This is a genomic window from Edaphosphingomonas haloaromaticamans (genome assembly GCF_001853345.1).
GTDB classification, from domain to species: domain Bacteria; phylum Pseudomonadota; class Alphaproteobacteria; order Sphingomonadales; family Sphingomonadaceae; genus Sphingomonas_E; species Sphingomonas_E fennica.
In genome coordinates this window covers 3,401,962-3,419,262 of sequence record NZ_MIPT01000001.1, presented here as the reverse complement: position 1 = coordinate 3,419,262, position 17,301 = coordinate 3,401,962, and the positions used below count along the sequence as shown (strand labels likewise).

At 66.1% G+C, this 17,301-nt stretch carries 6 protein-coding genes and 1 tRNA gene; 3 read left to right on the top strand and 4 right to left on the bottom strand.

The features are described from left to right. Window positions 1–79: 79 nt before the first annotated feature. The 3 genes from BHE75_RS24155 to BHE75_RS15800 form a co-directional block, all read right to left on the bottom strand. Window positions 80–658, bottom strand: a complete 579-nt coding sequence (locus BHE75_RS24155) for a hypothetical protein (protein ID WP_139181746.1) — start codon at window positions 656–658, stop codon at window positions 80–82. 21 nt (window positions 659–679) lie between these two features. Then, window positions 680–1,468, bottom strand: a complete 789-nt coding sequence (locus BHE75_RS15805; protein ID WP_217494729.1) for an abortive infection family protein — start codon at window positions 1,466–1,468, stop codon at window positions 680–682. A 149-nt stretch (window positions 1,469–1,617) separates the two neighbouring features. After that, window positions 1,618–1,710: transfer RNA gene (locus tag BHE75_RS15800), tRNA-Ser, on the bottom strand. Window positions 1,711–2,049: 339 nt separating this feature from the next. On the opposite strand from BHE75_RS15800, the gene BHE75_RS15795 reads away from it, so the two are divergent. Next, complete coding sequence (locus BHE75_RS15795; RefSeq protein ID WP_070934429.1) at window positions 2,050–2,769, top strand: DUF1134 domain-containing protein; 720 nt, start codon at window positions 2,050–2,052, stop codon at window positions 2,767–2,769. Between the two features lie 63 nt (window positions 2,770–2,832). On the opposite strand, the gene BHE75_RS15790 is transcribed toward BHE75_RS15795, so the two are convergent. Next, entirely contained in the window at window positions 2,833–4,158 is a 1,326-nt protein-coding gene (locus tag BHE75_RS15790; RefSeq protein ID WP_070934428.1) for a dihydroorotase, read from the bottom strand. Between the two features lie 40 nt (window positions 4,159–4,198). Between BHE75_RS15790 and ygfZ the strand changes: the two genes are divergently transcribed. Then, window positions 4,199–4,933 carry a CAF17-like 4Fe-4S cluster assembly/insertion protein YgfZ gene (gene ygfZ / locus BHE75_RS15785; protein ID WP_070934427.1) on the top strand — a complete coding sequence of 245 codons (735 nt, stop codon included), beginning with the start codon at window positions 4,199–4,201 and terminating at the stop codon, window positions 4,931–4,933. A gap of 655 nt (window positions 4,934–5,588) precedes the next feature. Further along, entirely contained in the window at window positions 5,589–17,219 is an 11,631-nt protein-coding gene (locus tag BHE75_RS24150) for an autotransporter-associated beta strand repeat-containing protein (protein WP_070934426.1), read from the top strand. Window positions 17,220–17,301: the final 82 nt, after the last annotated feature.

Sequence of the window (17,301 nt, the reverse complement as noted above, 5' to 3'; positions counted from 1 at the left end):
AATCCACGGCAGTTTTTGGCGAAACCCCTGAATCAACGACAGGCTCAGCCGTCAAGCTAACCTGCTGATACCACTCAACTTAATTTCCGATCGGGCTCTTAGGTACGCGACTCGCGACAATTATACGGCCGTCAACAATGTCAAACTGAACAGGTGCCACTTGTTGACGTGGCACGATGCGATCTAAGTCTTCTAGCGATAGCGAACCCTGCGTTTCTACAAGTCCGCTTCCTGCGTCCTCAATATAATTCCGAAATATGACCAAGGCTTCCGAAACCGGCAATCTGTTCTCGCGATCCGTGAACATTTCCATGAATACGCTAGGTCTCTCGCGGTCACGAGGTATCATCGGCCTGAATATAAAGGGGCGGTCATATACATCGGGTTCAACAAAGCCCGCATTCGTAAACGTGTCAACAAACGCTAGAAGCTCTTTACGGGCAGCGTCCCACTCGCCTCTTGTGGGTTCTTCACGGTAGCGAGTATAGATATTAAACCGGATACGGGCTTCTTCAACGATCATCATCGTGCGCATGAAGCGTTCGCGTTGTTCGTCTACCGCTGGTGCTCGGCCACGAAAGGGCCGATCAACGGATTGACGAAGCGACATTAGAAATGCGGTGATGTTTCTCCGAACTTCAGCAAACTCTTCAGCCATTCCGCCCCCTTACAGTTCACATCAGCCTGCACGCGTATTCGCGGTCTCTATCAGAAAAAGCGCCATGCTCCCGGCCATGTTCACCGCCAACGCGGCGTGGCGCGGCGCGACCTTCACCGGCTTGCGCCCTGAAGCGTGGGCATCCCCTACCTTGTTCCGAAGCGTGCCTAGCCCTTCAACGATGCTCGCGGCGCTACCCAAGATGCGCTTGAAGGCGTCTTCGGTATGCTGCGAAGGCGCGATGTTCAGCAGTTCCGCTGCCTGCCGGTATAGCTTCGGAAGATCGTCGTTCCCCCCGTATGTCTGGTTGCCTTCGGCATCTTCGAGAAGGTGCTTGCAGACGCTTTCGAGCAACGTCCGCGCTGCGGTGATCGCGCCAGCCGGATCGGCCTCGCGGCGAGACAGCGCCTTGTTCCACGCATCGGTGATCGCATCGGCATCGAACTTCTGAAGGGCGTCGGTTACGATCGCGTCAGCCGGGGCACCGCTGAATTCGAGAAAATCGATCAACGGCACGAATTCTTCGCGAACGAATTGCCGTCGCGGCTCCCAATGGGGGCTGTGGCTTTTGAAGAAGGACCAAAGGCCGCTGGTATCGTGATTCGTGCGAACGAAGCGCGGGAGCAACTTCGAGGTTGCAGGGTCGGACATGAATTCCCGACGCAACGTTCGGTATACCGCTTGATCGATGCTCCCATCAGCGCAATGCGCAACCAACCCATTGCGCAGCGTCAGCGCACGTTCCAGCTTGTCCGATGGAAGATCGGCCACTGGATCGCTTGTCATATCGCTGAAGGCGTCGAAACTCATAGCTGCAACTTATCGCAATCGCCCACGACTTCCAGAACAATCGAGGAACACCCGCTAGGCGAAGACGAATTTCGAGCCGTCTTTAGACGTTCGCTCCATGTGGTAGAGCGGCCGAGACCCTAGCTAAGTTATTGATTTTGCAAGGGAATTGGCGGAGACGGAGGGATTCGAACCCTCGGTACCAGTAATCCCGGTACGGCGGTTTAGCAAACCGCTGGTTTCAGCCACTCACCCACGTCTCCGGGAAAGGCCAGCGGCGGTTTTCCTAGGGTTGCCCGATCGATTGGTCAACGAGGAAAACGCTGACCGCGAAAAATCTACCAGTCTGTGGCGGCACGCCAGGCGGCGCAATATGTTCCTGACTTGTTCGAGTTTGATGCCCACCCCATTGCGCCCTCGACCGCCGGCATAAGCAGGTCCGCGAGAACGATATAATCCGGCGGTGTGCGATGGACGCCGTCCGATAAATAATCACCACGACTCGGATCGGCGCGGCATCGACTCGGGTGATCGCCCGTTCATTGCCGGGCAAGGGTGAAAGGCGCTAGATTCACGCGCTTGTCGTTCCCGGGGGATGTTTGATGCCGAAATTCCTTGTTTCCTGCGCGCTTGGGCTGGGCGTGGCCGCGCTTGGGCTGGCGGCGCCGGCATCGGCGCAGGTCCGCACCGTCGATCCCAACCAGGCGATCCAGGCGGATGTCACCCCGGTGCCCGCCGACGAAGCCGGCTACGGCACCAACGTGACCGCGCCGGCGCCCGCCGCCGATCCCGTTCCGGCGGAGACCGCCGCCGGCGCCGCGCCCGTCGCGCAGGAAAACGCCACCTATCAGGAAAACGACGTGCTGGCGGCGGCCGAGGGCGTTTTCGGCAAGGGCGCCGAAGGGCTGGCGAAGATGATCGAGGGCATCCTGAAGGACCAGGGCGAGCCCAACGGCTATATCGTCGGCCGTGAGGCGGGCGGCGCGCTGGCGATCGGCGTGCGTTACGGTTCGGGCACGATGTTCCACAAAGTGGAGGGCCAGCGTCCGGTCTACTGGACCGGCCCGTCGGTCGGCTTCGACATCGGCGCGAACGGCGCCAAGACGTTCGTGCTGGTCTACAACCTCTACGACAGCCAGGAACTTTACCAGCGCTTCCCCGCGGTCGAGGGCACCGCCTATGTCGTCGGCGGCTTCACGGCCAGCTATCTGCGGCGCGGCGACGTGGTGCTGATTCCGATCCGGCTGGGCGTCGGCTGGCGGCTGGGCGCCAATGTCGGCTATATGAAGTTCACCGAGAAATCGAGCATCCTGCCGTTTTGACGGGATCCGGCCGGCGCGCGGAATTCCTCCCGCGCCCCGGCGGAAACGTGCCGGCCGCCGAAATCACGGCCGATAGGTCGCCTCGAACCGCACCGGCCGGCCGCTCGCGGCATTGGCGAGCGCGCCTTCCCACATCACCCGCCGGCCGCGAATGATCGTGCCGACCGGCTTGCCGGTCAGCGCCATGCCGGTGAAGGGGGACCAGCCGCACTTGGAGGCGAGCCAGCTTTCTTCCACCGTCCAGCGCGCCTTCAGGTCGACGATCGAGAAATCCGCGTCATAGCCCGCCGCGATCCGGCCCTTGGTCACCAGCCCGAACACGCGCTGCGGCCCGGCCGACGTCAGGTCCACCAGCCGCTCCAGGCTCAACCGGCCATTGGCGACATGGTCCAGCATCAGCGGCAGCAGGGTCTGCACCCCCGGCATGCCGGATGGCGATGCGGGATAGGGCTTCGCCTTCTCCTCGCGTAGATGGGGCGCGTGATCCGATCCGATCACGTCCGGCACGCCCTGGTTCAGCCAGAACCACAGCCCGTCGCGATGCGCGCCAGACCGGATCGGCGGGNTCATCTGCGCATAGGTGCCGATCCGGGGATAGGCCTCCTCGCCCGCCAGCGTCAGGTGCTGGGGCGTCACCTCGCAGCTCGCAATATCCTTGTGCCGGGCGATATATTCCAGCTCCGCCGGCGTCGTGACGTGGAGGATGTGGATGCGCCGTCCCGTCTTGCGGGCGAGCGCGATGATCCGCCTCGTCGCCAGCAGCGCGCTCTCGTCGTCGCGCCACACCGGATGGGAGGAGGGATCGCCCTCGATCCGCTCGCCCAGCCGGGCGTTCATCCGCGCCTCGTCCTCGGCATGGATCGCCACGCGGCGGCTGCCCGATCGCAGCACGCGCTCCAGCTGGTCGTCCTCGGCCACCAGCAGGCTGCCCGTGGAGGCGCCCATGAAGATCTTGATGCCGGCGGCGCCCGGCAGCCGCTCCAGCTCCGCGCAGCGATCGGCATTCTCGGCGGTGGCGCCGACATAGAAGGCATGATCGCACCACATCCGCCCTTCGGCGCGGGAAAGCTTGTCGGCCAGCGCCTCGGGCGTATCGGTATTGGGCTTGGTGTTCGGCATCTCGAACACCGCGGTGACGCCGCCCAGCACGGCGGCGCGGCTGCCGCTTTCCAGATCCTCCTTGGCCTCCAGCCCCGGCTCGCGGAAATGGACCTGGCTGTCGATCACGCCGGGCAGGATGGTGAGGCCGGCGCAGTCGATCGTCTCGCCGCCGTCGCCCACCTGGCCGATCCGGTCGATTCGCCCGTCCGTAACCCCGATATCCGCCTGCACCGGGCCGCCCGGAGTCCAGACCGTGCCGTTCTTCAGGATCAGATCATGGGTGGGCATGGCGCTTTCCTTTCGTCGCCGGGCTTCCTAACTCTTGGCGATGCCGCATACCACCCCGCACACGCATCTCGCCGACCGCGCCGTCATCCGCCTTTCGGGCGAGGATGTGCGCGGCTTCCTCCAGGGCCTCGTCACCAGCGACGTTTCGGGGCCGCTCCCCGTCTGGGCCGGGCTGCTGACGCCGCAGGGCAAGGCGCTGTTCGACTTCATCCTCTGGGCGGACGGCGATGACCTGCTGGTCGATTGTGAGACCGACCAGGCCGACGCGCTGGCTCGCCGCCTCACCATCTATCGCCTGCGCCGGCCGATCACGATCGCGCGCGATGCCACGCTGGGTGTCCATTGGGCGCCGGATGGAGTGGAAGGCGTGCCCGATCCACGCCTTGCCGCGCTCGGCCGCCGCTGGATCGCCCCCGTTCCCGGCGGCGAAAGCGATGCCCCGGCCCGCTGGCGCGCCCATCGCCTGGCCCTTGGCGTCACCGAAGGCGCGGCCGAACTGGGGCAGGACAAGACGCTCTGGCTGGAGGCCAATGCCCGCGAGCTGAACGGCGTCAGCTTCACCAAGGGCTGCTATGTCGGGCAGGAGAATACCGCGCGCATGCACCACCGGTCCAAGGTGAACCGCCGGCTGGTGGTGCTGCCGCTGGGTGATGGCGCGACGGAGGATTTCCGCGCCGCTTATCCCGATCTCGGCCTGGGCGTCGCCTTCCGCCGCGTGGAAACGCTCGATCCCGCCGCGCTCCCCGCCTGGCTCGCCGCCGCGATCGCGGCCTGAGCGCGCGCCCGCAACCGATCCTCGCGCCGCGCCAGTTCCTCATAACGGCAGAGCGGTGGCGCCTCGTCGGTAGGCTCGCTGTCGGCGGTATCGGCCATGGCCGGATGCTACCGCCGATCCGGCCTGCGCGCCATGGCGCGCGGACAAGTTCGGATTTGCATCAGTGCCGGTGGGGAGGTCCGCGCAGCGCCCCGAAGCCCGGTGCCGGGGATTGTCCGCGCGGCCCGGCGCGGCGGACCGTCGGGCATGCCAAGTTGCACCAAGCTTGCGGACACTCGGATGTCGCTTCCCCGGATATTCGATAAGTCGCGCTAATCCCTCGCCCATTGGCTCCGTTCGGCCAGCCGCCAAGGGTGGTCAATCCGGCTGTCGATGACGAGCAGGGCTCTTTTGAACTTTCCTGTTCAAGATCTGAAAAGTCGATGTGGTGATTGCGTCGCGCACTGGACACCCGGAGATGGAATCAAATAGATTATAAATTCAGATGCGGAATCTTAGGCGCGTTACAGGCTCTAAAAGGGGACGTGGCGGCATACGGAAGATGGGCTTTGTGGGTCGTTTCGGGAATGACGCGCCAAAACGCTTGAATGTTCCTGAAGTTCCATTTGATCCGACACTTTTCTTCCGCCGGGGAGCGCAGGCGAGAAAATCGGCGTTGCGTTGCGCGGGGAGCCGGCTCGTTCCGCAGCCGTCCGGCGGTCCGGGCCACCGTGCGGGGCTGTCGCTGGCAGCCGGGCTGGCCCTCATCACCGCGCCTTCCGCATCCTGGGCCGCCTGCACCGGCACGACCGTGATCACCTGCACGGGCACGACCAACCAGCGCGTCGGCAACGGCCCCGGCCAGGCGGATGGGACGAGCGTAACGATAGCGGCCAATGCCCGGCTCAACGGGAGGAGCGATAACGCCATCAGCCTGCGGGACAATGCCACCATAACGCTGCAGAACAATGCCCGCGTGACCAACTCGGCCACCGGCAATGGGAACGGTCAATATGGGGCCGGGCTGAATACGATCGAGTTCAGGTCGAACGGCACCCTCACGATCGGCACGGGCGCCTCCGTGGAAGCGCTGGGAGATCAGACCAGAGGCGAGCCCATCAATGTGATGGGCGCCGGCAACAGCATCATCAATCGCGGATCGATCATCTCGACCAACGGCGCGGCGATCTGGTTCGAGGACACGGTTGTCGGCAGCGGCAACCGGATCGACAATTACGGCACGATCACCACGAGGGTGAGTGCCAGTGCCAATGTGATCGGCAATAACGGGACCAGCGACGTCACCTTCATCAATCGGACGGGAGGCAGGGTCGAAGGCAGCCTGTCCTTCGCTGGCGGCAATGACAGCCTGACGCTGGAAGCCGGGTCGACCATCACCGGCAGTTTCAACGGCGGCGGCGGGACGAATACGCTGACCTTGAGTGGCGGGGCGGGCTCGTCCGATAGCCTGTCGGGCGATATCCGCAATTTCCAGACCTTGACCAAAAGCGGCGAGGGGCGCTGGACGCTGACCGGCGCGGTCGGCGCCAATGGCGGCAACGCCGCGCTTCAGGTTCTCGTGAATCAGGGCACGCTGGCGCTGACCGGCAACAACCAGAATTTCAACGGTAGTGTCACGGTCGCCAGTGCGGGGATTCTGGAGGCGCGCGCGCAGAGCCTGCCGCTGACGATTACCGATAACGGCCTGGTGCGTTTCGTGCAGGATTCGGATGGCGCCTATTCGGGCGTCATCTCCGGCAGCGGGTCCGTCGAGAAGACGCTGGGCGGCACGCTGACCCTGGCGGGAACCAGCAGCTATTCGGGCGGCACCACGATCAACGCCGGCACGGTGCGGATTTCGTCCAACGCCAATCTCGGCGCCCCGACGGGCGGACTTGTTCTGAACGGAGGCACGCTCGCTTCGACGGCCAATATCACCACGGCGCGCGCCACGACGATCGGTGCGGCCGGGGGCGCCCTGGCGCCGGATGCCGGCACCACGCTGACCCATAACGGCGCGATCACGGGGCCGGGAACGCTGACGAAGCAGGGGGGCGGCACGCTCGTCCTGACGGCGGTCAACGGCTATCAGGGCGGCACCAATATCGCGGCGGGCACTTTGCAGATCGGCGCCGACGCCAATCTCGGCGCCGCGGGGACCGGGCTGACGTTCAACGGCGGCACGCTGCGCACCACCACCACCATGGCAACGGCACGCGGGGCCGTGATCAATGCGGCCGGCGGCACGCTCGAAACCCAGGGAAACACCACCCTTACCTATGATGGTCTGATCTCCGGGGCGGGGGCGCTCGGCAAAAGCGGGGCCGGCACGCTCGTGCTGACGGCCGCAAACCAGTATGCGGGCGGCACGAAGGTGACGGGCGGCGTCGTCCAGATCACCAGCGACACCAATCTCGGCGCCGCGGGCGGCGCCCTGACGCTCGACGGGGGAACGCTCCGCACCGGCACCGACATTACGATCGGACGCGCCGGGGTGATGGGTGCGGCGGGCGGGACGTTCGATACGACCGCCGGCACGCTCACCTATGAAGGCGTGATTTCGGGCAACGGCGGGCTGACCGCCACGGGGGCGGGCGGCAACCTGGTGCTGACCGGGGCCAACAGCTATCGGGGCGCGACGACGGTCGATGCCGGCTATCTGATCGTCAATGGCGACCAGACCCAGGCGACCGGCCTCACCACGGTCGGCAACGGTGCGCGCCTCAGCGGCAAGGGGATCATCGGCGGCAGTGTCCAGGTGGGGAATGGCGGCATTTTCGCGCCGGGTTCGGAGCCATTCACGCCGGCGACGCTCACGATCAACGGCGATCTGGCATTCAGCAATAATTCCAATATCTTCTACGATATCCAGGATACGGCGGTGGGCGGATCGCTCAACGATCTGACCATCGTGAAGGGAAACCTCACGCTCGACGGCGTCATCAACGTGCATGACCAGGGGCAGGATCTGGGGCCGGGCGTCTATCGCATCATCAACTATAGCGGCACCCTGATCGATAATGGGCTAGAGATCGGCCAATATCAGTCGGCGCCCGGAACTTCGGGGCGGCCGCTGGACAATTTCAGCGTCCAGACCGCCATTCCGGGCCAGGTCAACCTGATCAATACCACGGGATTGTCGCTGAATTATTGGGACGGCAGGGACGGGCCGAAGAATAATGGTGCCATCAACGGCGGCGACGGCCAGTGGGTGAGAGCGGGAGAAGCCGCCACATCCAACTGGACCGATGCGGACGGCGGCGTGAACGCGCCATGGAGCGACGGCCAGTTCGCGATCTTCCAGGGTTCGTCCGGCATCGTCACCATCAGCCATCAAGATGGAGCCGTCACGGCATCGGGCATGCAGTTCGACGTGGATGGCTATATCCTTAACGGAGAGGCGCTCCTGCTGGTGGATTCCAGCGCCGCGCCCGGAGAGGCGACCATCCGCGTGGGCAACGGCGGCGCGGCAGGCATGACCGCGACGATCAACGCACAGCTCACCGGCGATGTGCTGCTCCGCAAGACGGATGCCGGCACGCTCGTGCTGAACGGCGTGAACACCTATACGGGCGGCACCCGCATCGAGGGCGGCGTGATCCAGATCGCGAGCGATCAGGCGCTCGGTGTGGTATCCGGGAGCCTCACGCTCGACAGCGGCACGATCCGGACCATGGCCAGCATGAGCGCGTCGCGCGATGCCGTCCTGAACAGCGGCGGCGGCACCGTAGATGTGTTCGGAGCGACCACGCTCACGCTCAACAATGCCATCACCGGCGTCGGCGCGCTGACCAAGGCCGGCGATGGCACGCTGCAATTGCTGGCCGGAAACAGCTATGCCGGCGGCACCACGATCAGCGCGGGCAAGCTGCAACTGGGCAATGGCGGCACCACCGGCAGCATCCTGGGCGACGTGATCAACAACGCCGCATTCGCGGTCAATCGTTCCGATACGTTGACGTTCGGCGGCACGATATCCGGGACGGGCCGGTTCGAGCAGGCCGGCACCGGCACGACGATCCTGACGGCTGATAATCGCTACACCGGCGGCACCACGATCAGCGCCGGCGCGCTCCAACTCGGCAATGGCGGCCTGTCCGGGGGCATCACCGGCGACATCGTGAACAACGGCACGCTTGTCTTCAATCGCGGCGACATGACCCGTGCCAGCGCACTGACGCTGGATGGCGTCATTTCGGGAACGGGCGGGCTGGTTGATATCGGCTCAGGCATCACGGTGCTGACGGGCAACAACAGTTACAAGGGCACCACCGATATCCGCAGCGGCTATCTGTTCGTGAACGGCGATCAGAGCGAGGCGACGGGACTGACCACCGTGGCCGCCAATGCGCGGCTGAGCGGACACGGCACGATCGGCGGCAATGTGCAGGTGGCCGATAACGGCATATTGGCACCGGGATATGAGCCCTTCACGCCGGCGACGCTGACGATCAACGGCGATCTGGTGCTGAGCGACAATTCGAACCTCTTCTACAATATCGGGGATACCAGCGTCGGCGGGCGGCTGAACGATCTTACGATTGTGCACGGCAATCTCACGCTGGATGGCGTGATCAACGTTCTGGACCAGCAGCAGAATCTGGGCGCCGGGGTTTACCGCATCATCAATTATGACGGCGATTTGATCGATCGTGGCCTGCGGATCGGAACATATATGTCCGATCCGGACACGCCTTCGGGCCGGCCGTTCGAGGGCTTCAGCGTTCAGACGTCCATTCGCGGCCAGGTGAATCTGATCAACACGACCGGCGTATCCCTGAACTATTGGGACGGCGCGGACGGACCGAAGAATGATGGAATCGTTCAGGGGGGCGACGGCAGATGGGTGAAGGCCGGGCCGGCCTCCACCTCGAACTGGACCGATCCGGATGGACGCATCAACGCGCCCTGGGCGGATGGCCAGTTCGCCGTCTTCGTCCGTTCGGCCGGGACGGTGACGATCGATCACGCCGATGGCCAGGTGACGGCATCCGGCATGCAGTTCGGCGTGGACGGCTATGTGCTCGACGGCGCCGCGCTCACTCTTGTGGGATCGAGCGATGCGCCGGGCGTCGCGACCATCCGTGTCGGTGACGGCACGACGGGCGGCGCAGGCATGACCGCCACGATCAATGCCGAACTGACGGGAGCCGTGCAGGTCCGCAAGACGGACGCCGGCACGCTCGTGCTGAACGGCGTCAACACCTATACGGGCGGCACGCTGATCGAGGGCGGCGTGATCGAGATCAGCAACGATGCAAGCCTTGGCGCGGCATCCGGTGCCCTCACGCTCGATGGCGGCACGATAAGGGTGGCGCAGGATATCGTCGCGGGCCATGCCGCGATCCTGGGCGCCAATGGCGGCACGATCGAAACGCAGACGGCCGGCGGCACGGCGACCACGCTTGATATCGGATCGGCCATCACGGGCAATGGCGCGCTGACCAAGGCCGGCAGCGGCATCCTCCGCCTGACGGCCGACAGCAGCTATACCGGTGGCACCACGATCAGCGCCGGAACGCTGCAACTGGGCAATGGCGGGACGACCGGCAGCATCCTCGGCGATATCGTCGACAATGGCGTGCTGGCGGTCAATCGGTCGAACGACCTGACCTTGAGCGGCATCATTTCCGGCTCGGGAAGCCTGGAGCAGGCCGGCACGGGCCGGACCGTCGTCACCGCCGAAAACACCTATACCGGCGGCACCACGATCAGCGCGGGCACGTTGCAGATCGGCGATGGCGGCACCACCGGCCATATCGTCGGCGACATTCTGAACAATGGCACGCTGATCGTGAACCGATCCGACACCAAGCTGACGCCGGGCAAGATTTCGGGCACGGGCAATCTGATCCAGGCGGGTTCGGGCACCCTCGTGCTGCAGGCCGACAATGATTATACCGGCGGCACGAGCATCGCGCTGGGCATCCTGCAGCTGGGCGATGGCGGCACGAGCGGCAGTATCGTCGGCGATGTCGAGAATGATTCGATCCTGGCGTTCAATCGATCCGATACCCATATTTTCGCAGGGTCCATCGCGGGCACGGGTGAACTGAGGCAGATCGGGACCGGCACGACCATCCTCACCGGTGCGAGCGGTTATCGTGGCGGCACTTTCATCCAACAGGGCACGTTGCAGATCGGCGACGGGGGCACGACGGGCAGCATCGTCGGCGATGTCTTCAACGACGGCACCATCGCCATCGATCGGCAGGACGATCTTACCTATATCGGCAGCATCGTCGGAACCGGATCGGCCATCAAGCGCGGTGGCGGCACGCTGACCCTCACCGGCAACAGCACCTATACGGGCGGCACCACGATCGAGGAAGGCGTGCTGCGCCTGGGCGATGGCGGCACGAGCGGCAGCATCCTCGGCGACATCGCCGACAATGGCAGGCTGGTGATCGACCGGTCGGACGCTCTGCTGCTCACCGGCACGATTTCGGGAAGCGGGTCATTCGAGCAGGCGGGCACGGGCCGGACCATCCTGCAGGCCGACAACAGCTACACCGGCGGCACGACGATCAGCGGCGGCGTCCTGGAAATCGGCAATGGCGGCACCACCGGCTCGGTCCTCGGCGATATCGTCGACAATGCCACCCTCATCATGAACCGCGCGGACACCGTATCGCTCGACGGAACGGTATCGGGCACGGGCCAGCTGATCCAGGACGGGCTGGGCACGCTGATCCTCACCGGAACCAACAGCTATGAGGGCGGCACCGCGATCGAAGCCGGCGTCCTCCAGATTTCGAGCGACGCCAATCTCGGCGCGGCTTCGGGCGGGCTGCGGATGGCCGACGCGACGCTGCGCACCACGGCGGACATCGATACCGATCGCGCCACGGTGCTGGCCCAGGGCGGCGGCGTCTTCGATGTCGTGACCGGTACGACGCTGGCCCATGGCGGCGATATCCAAGGTGCGGGCGGCCTCACCAAGATCGGCGGCGGCACGCTGAGGCTCGACGGCACCAACGGCTATAAGGGGCCGACGAACGTGTCGGCGGGCACGCTCCTCGTCGATGGCGACCAGAGCGAGGCGACGGAACGCACCACCGTCGCTTCCGGCGCGACCTTGGGAGGCGGCGGCACGATCGGCGGCAGCGTCGATATCCTGAGCGGCGGCATATTGGCGCCCGGCGGCGCCAACGGCCCCGGCACGCTCACCATCAACGGCGGCCTCAACCTCGCCTCGGGCACCATCCTGAACTATGATTTCGGCGCGGCGGACGTGCCGGGCGGCCCGCTCAACGATCTTGCGGTCGTGAAGGGCGATCTCGTGCTCGACGGCACGATCAACATATCCGTTCCGGCGGGCGGCCGCTTCACCGCCGGCGTCTACCGGGTGTTCGATTATGCCGGCGCGCTGATCAATAACGGCCTGGATATCGGCATCATCCCCGCCAACGGATATTTCGTGCAGACCTCCGTCGCCAACGAGGTGAATCTGGTCGTCACGGACGGCCTCACCTTCCGTTTCTGGGATGGCGATGCCGGGCCGAAGAATGACGGCGCGATCAACGGCGGAAACGGTGTCTGGCAGCACGTCACCGGAAACGACAATTGGACGGACGAGGGCGGCACGCCCAATGCCGGCTTCACGGATTCGGCCTTCGCGGTTTTCCAGGGCGATGCGGGAACGGTGACCGTCGATGCCTCGCTGGGCGCCATCAACGTATCCGGCATGCAGTTCACGACCGACGGCTATGTGATCGGGGGCGATCCCATTCGTCTGGCGGGAAGCACCAATACGATCATCCGCGTGGGCGACGGCACCACCAACGGCATCGGCATGACCACCACCATCGCGTCCGTCCTCACCGGCGATTCCACGCTGGCGAAGACGGATGTCGGCATACTGATCCTGCAAGGCGCCAACGATTATACCGGCGGCACCACCGTGGCGGCGGGCGCGCTTTATGTCGATGGCAATCAGGGCGCTGCGAACGGCCCCACCAGCGTTTCGGCCAATGCCACGCTGGGCGGGGCCGGCACGATCGGCGGCAGCGTCACCCTGGCGGACGGCGCCATCCTCACGCCCGGCAGCCTCGGCGCCGCGCCGGGAATGCTTACGATCGGCGGGGATCTGGCGCTCGCGGCGGGATCGACGCTGGACTACAGCTTCGGCCAGGCCGGTGTCGTCGGCGGCCCGTTCAACGATCTGACCGTCGTCGGCGGCAATGTGACGCTGGACGGCGCCATCGACGTGACATTGACGCCCGGCGGCGCCCTCGATCCCGGCGTCTACCGGGTGATAAGCTATGGCGGGGCGCTGGTGGACAATGGGCTGGCGATCGGATCGACGCCTTCCCCCGGCTTCGTGGTGCAGACCTCCGTCGCCAAGCAGGTCAATCTGGTCAACACGTCGGGCCTCACCCTCAATTATTGGGACGGCGCGGCGGGCGGCCGCAATGACGGCGCGATCACCGGCGGCGACGGCGTGTGGCAGAACCGCGACGGCAACGACAATTGGACCACGGTTTCCGGCACGCCCAACGCGCCGTTCGCCGATGCCAGCTTCGCCGTCTTCATGGGGCAGGGCGGCACGGTGACGGTCGATGGCGGGCTGGGGCCGATCGCCGTTTCGGGCATGCAGTTCGCCGTCGGCGGCTATGCGATCGAAGGCGACGCGGTCGATCTGGTCGGGAACAATGCGGTCATCCGGGTCGGTGACGGCACCGCCGCCGGCGCGCAGATGGTCGCCACGATCGATTCCGTCCTCGGCGGCACGGCATCGCTGGCCAAATCCGATCTCGGCACGCTGATCCTGACGGCCGCCAACAATTATACCGGCGGCACCGCCATCAACGGCGGCGTGATCGAGATAGCGAGCGACGGCAATCTGGGCGCGGCGGCGGGGGCGTTGAGCTTCAACGGCGGCACGTTGCGCACCACGGCGGACATCGTATCGAACCGCGCGACCACGCTCGGCCTCGCGGGAGGAACGCTGGAGACGGCCGCCGGCACGAGCCTGACGTTCGCGGGCGCGATCAGCGGCGGCGGCGGGCTCACCAAGGCAGGGGGCGGCACGCTGCTGCTGACCGCCGACAATGGTTATGCCGGCGGCACCACGATCGCGGCCGGCACGTTGCAACTGGGCAATGGCGGCGCGAGCGGCGCCATCCAGGGGGATATCGCCAACAACGGAACGCTCGTCGTCGATCGGTCCGGCCGGCTCGTGCTGGGCGGGGTGATCTCCGGCACCGGGGCGTTCGTGCAGGCGGGCACCGGCACGACCGTGCTGACCGGCGCCAACAGCTATGCCGGGCCGACGACCATATCCTCGGGCACGCTGCTGGTGAATGGCGATCAGAGCGCGGCCACCGGCGCGACGTCTGTCGCTGCCGGTGCGACGCTGGGCGGCACCGGCGCCGTGGGCGGCAATGTCACGATCGCCGGCGCCGGCATGCTCGCGCCGGGCGATGGCGGGGTGGGGACGCTGACCATCAATGGCGATCTTGCGCTCGGCAGCGGTTCCTCCCTGAAATATGATTTCGGGCAGGCCAATGTCGTCGGCGGACCGCTGAACGACCTGACCGTGGTGAAGGGCGATCTCGTGCTGGACGGCACGATCGATGTGGCGCTGGCCCCCGGCGGCAGCATCGACCCCGGCATCTATCGCGTCATCAGCTATGCGGGCGATCTCACCAATGCCGGGCTGGAAATCGGGGCGATGCCCTCGCCCGGCTTCCTCGTGCAGACCTCGATCGCCCATCAGGTCAACCTGGTGAACACCGCCGGACTGACGCTCGATTTCTGGGACGGCGCGGCCGGCCCCAAGAATGACGGCGTCATCAACGGCGGCGATGGCGTGTGGCAGGCGTCGGGCAACGACAATTGGACCACGGCCAGCGGCACGCCCAACGCCCCCTTCCAGGATGCGGCCTTCGCCGTCTTCCAGGGAACGGCGGGAGCGGTGACGGTCGATACGTCGCTCGGCCCGGTCAATGTTTCCGGCATGCAGTTCGCGACAGACGGCTATGGGATCGAGGAAGGATCGATCAATCTGGTTGGTGCCGGGCTTGCCACCATCCGCGTCGGCGACGGCACCGCCGATGGCGCCGGCATGACCGCGACGATCGGATCGGTGCTGGCAGGCAGCGCGGGCCTCGCCAAGACGGATCTCGGCACGCTGATCCTGTCCGGCCAGAACAGCTATGCCGGCGGCACCGCGATCAACGGCGGGGTGCTCCAGATATCGGGCGATGCCAATCTGGGCGCGGCGGGCGGGGCGCTGGCCATCAACGGCGCCACGCTGCGCACCACCGCCGATCTTTCCAGCAGCCGCGCGACGACGCTGGGCGCCGCGGGCGGCACGATCGAGACGGCGGGCGGCACCACCTTCGCGCTGGACGGCACGGTGGGCGGCGATGGCGGGCTGACCAAGATCGGGGAGGGCACGCTGACGCTGGGCGGGGCCAACGGCTATGCCGGCGGCACGCTGGTGAATGCGGGCACGCTCCGCATCTCGGGCGACGCGAACCTCGGCGCCGCGGCCGGCGGGCTGACGCTCGATGGCGGCACGCTCAACACGACGGCCGATATCGCGACCGCGCGCGCCTTCACCCTGGCGGCGGCCGGCGGCACGATCGACACGGCGGGCGGCACCGCGCTGACCCTGCAATCGGCGCTGTCGGGGCCGGGCGCGCTGGCGAAGGCTGGCGAAGGCACGCTTATCCTGCTGGCGGACAATGATTATGCCGGCCCCACCAATATCCTCGCCGGGACATTGGCGGTGGGCGATGCCGATCATGAGGGGGCGTCCATAACCAGCGCCGTCACCGTTGGGGCAGGCGGCACGCTGGGCGGCTATGGCACCGTCAACGGCGCGGTCGACAATCGCGGCACCATCGCCGTTGCCGATGCGGTGGCGCGCTTTACCGCCGCCGGCCCCGGCCAGTTCACGATCAACGGCACGCTCACCAATGCGGGCCTTGCCGATCTGGCCGGCGCGAACGCGGGCAATCGCCTGATCGTGTCCAGCTATGTCGGGCAGGGTGGCATCCTTCACCTGAACAGCGTGCTGGAAGGCGATGCTTCCCCGACCGATCAACTGGTGATCGCCGGCGGCACGGCGACGGGCAGCACCGGCATCAGGATCACCAATGCCGGCGGGCTGGGCGCGGCAACACCCGGCAACGGGATCGAGGTGGTCGTGGCGGCCGGCGGCGCCACGACGGCGGCGACCGCCTTCGCCCTGGATGGGCGCGCCATTGCCGGGCCTTATGAATATAAGCTGTTCAGGGGCGGACGCGACGGCAGCGATCCCGAATCCTGGTTCCTGCGGTCCGAACTGGAAGATGGCCCGCCGGAACCGCCGCTCTACCGGCCGGAGGTGCCGACCTATACGGTGACGCCTTCGATGGCGCTGATGTATGGCCGCGACCTGCTGGGAACGCTGCACGATCGGGTGGGTGACGAGGCGCCCCTGCTGGACGGCGCGGGGCGGGGCGGAGCCGCCAGCGGCGTCTGGGGCCGCTTCATGGCGCAGCGCGACAAATGGGATGCGGAACCCGGCGGCGTCTATAACGAAGGGCCAGCCTTCCGGGCCAATGTCCGCGCCTTCCAGGTCGGCGTGGATCTGTGGCGGGGCGGCACGCCGGGCAAGAGCCTGACCGTCGCCGGCCTATATGGCGCGGTCGGCTGGAACGAGGGGATCGTGAAGGATCACGATCTTTCCTATGCCGGCCAGGTGAAGTTCGATGCCTATACGGTGGCGGGCTACGCAACCCATTATGGGCCGGGCGGCTGGTATGTGGACGGCGTCGTCCAGGCGACGTGGTACAAGGTGCGCGCCGGATCGGTTTCTCCCGACGACATGAAGACCGACGGCACGGGCATCGCCGTGTCGCTGGAAACGGGCTATCCGGTGCGCCTCGGCGGCGGCTTCAGCATCGAGCCGCAGGCGCAGCTCATCTATCAGCATCTCGACCTGGACGACAGCGCGGACATGGCCGCCGACGTTCAATTCGACAAGGCCGAGGCGCTGACCGGCCGGATGGGCCTGCGGCTGCTGCACAATGGCGAACGGCCCGGACGTGACGGGCCGCGCCCGATCGCCACCTGGCTGAGGGCGAATGTCTGGCGCGAATTCAACGCCGATCCCCGGACGTCCTTCTCCTCCGAGGATGGGCCGGTGCCGTTCCGGTCGAACATCAAGGCGACCTGGACCGAATTCGGGGCCGGCGTGTCGACCGAGGTTACGCGCGGCGCCACGCTGTTCGGCAGCGGATCGTGGCAGACGGCCTTCGGGCAGGAGACCAAATCCTGGGGCCTGCGCGCCGGCTTGCGTTTCAACTGGTGAGGATAGGGCGTAACGGCCGATAGCTCCCCCGATTCTCGGGCTGGCCCTCCCTCAGGGGCCACGCCCGTGATCGTGCGGCATC

Coding starts and splice junctions, on each gene's coding strand:
- BHE75_RS15805 (WP_217494729.1), bottom strand. CDS start 1,468: ATGAGTTTCGACGCCTTCAGCGATATGACAAGCGATCCAGTGGCCGAT.
- BHE75_RS24155 (WP_139181746.1), bottom strand. CDS start 658: ATGGCTGAAGAGTTTGCTGAAGTTCGGAGAAACATCACCGCATTTCTA.
- ygfZ (WP_070934427.1), top strand. CDS start 4,199: ATGCCGCATACCACCCCGCACACGCATCTCGCCGACCGCGCCGTCATC.
- BHE75_RS15795 (WP_070934429.1), top strand. CDS start 2,050: ATGCCGAAATTCCTTGTTTCCTGCGCGCTTGGGCTGGGCGTGGCCGCG.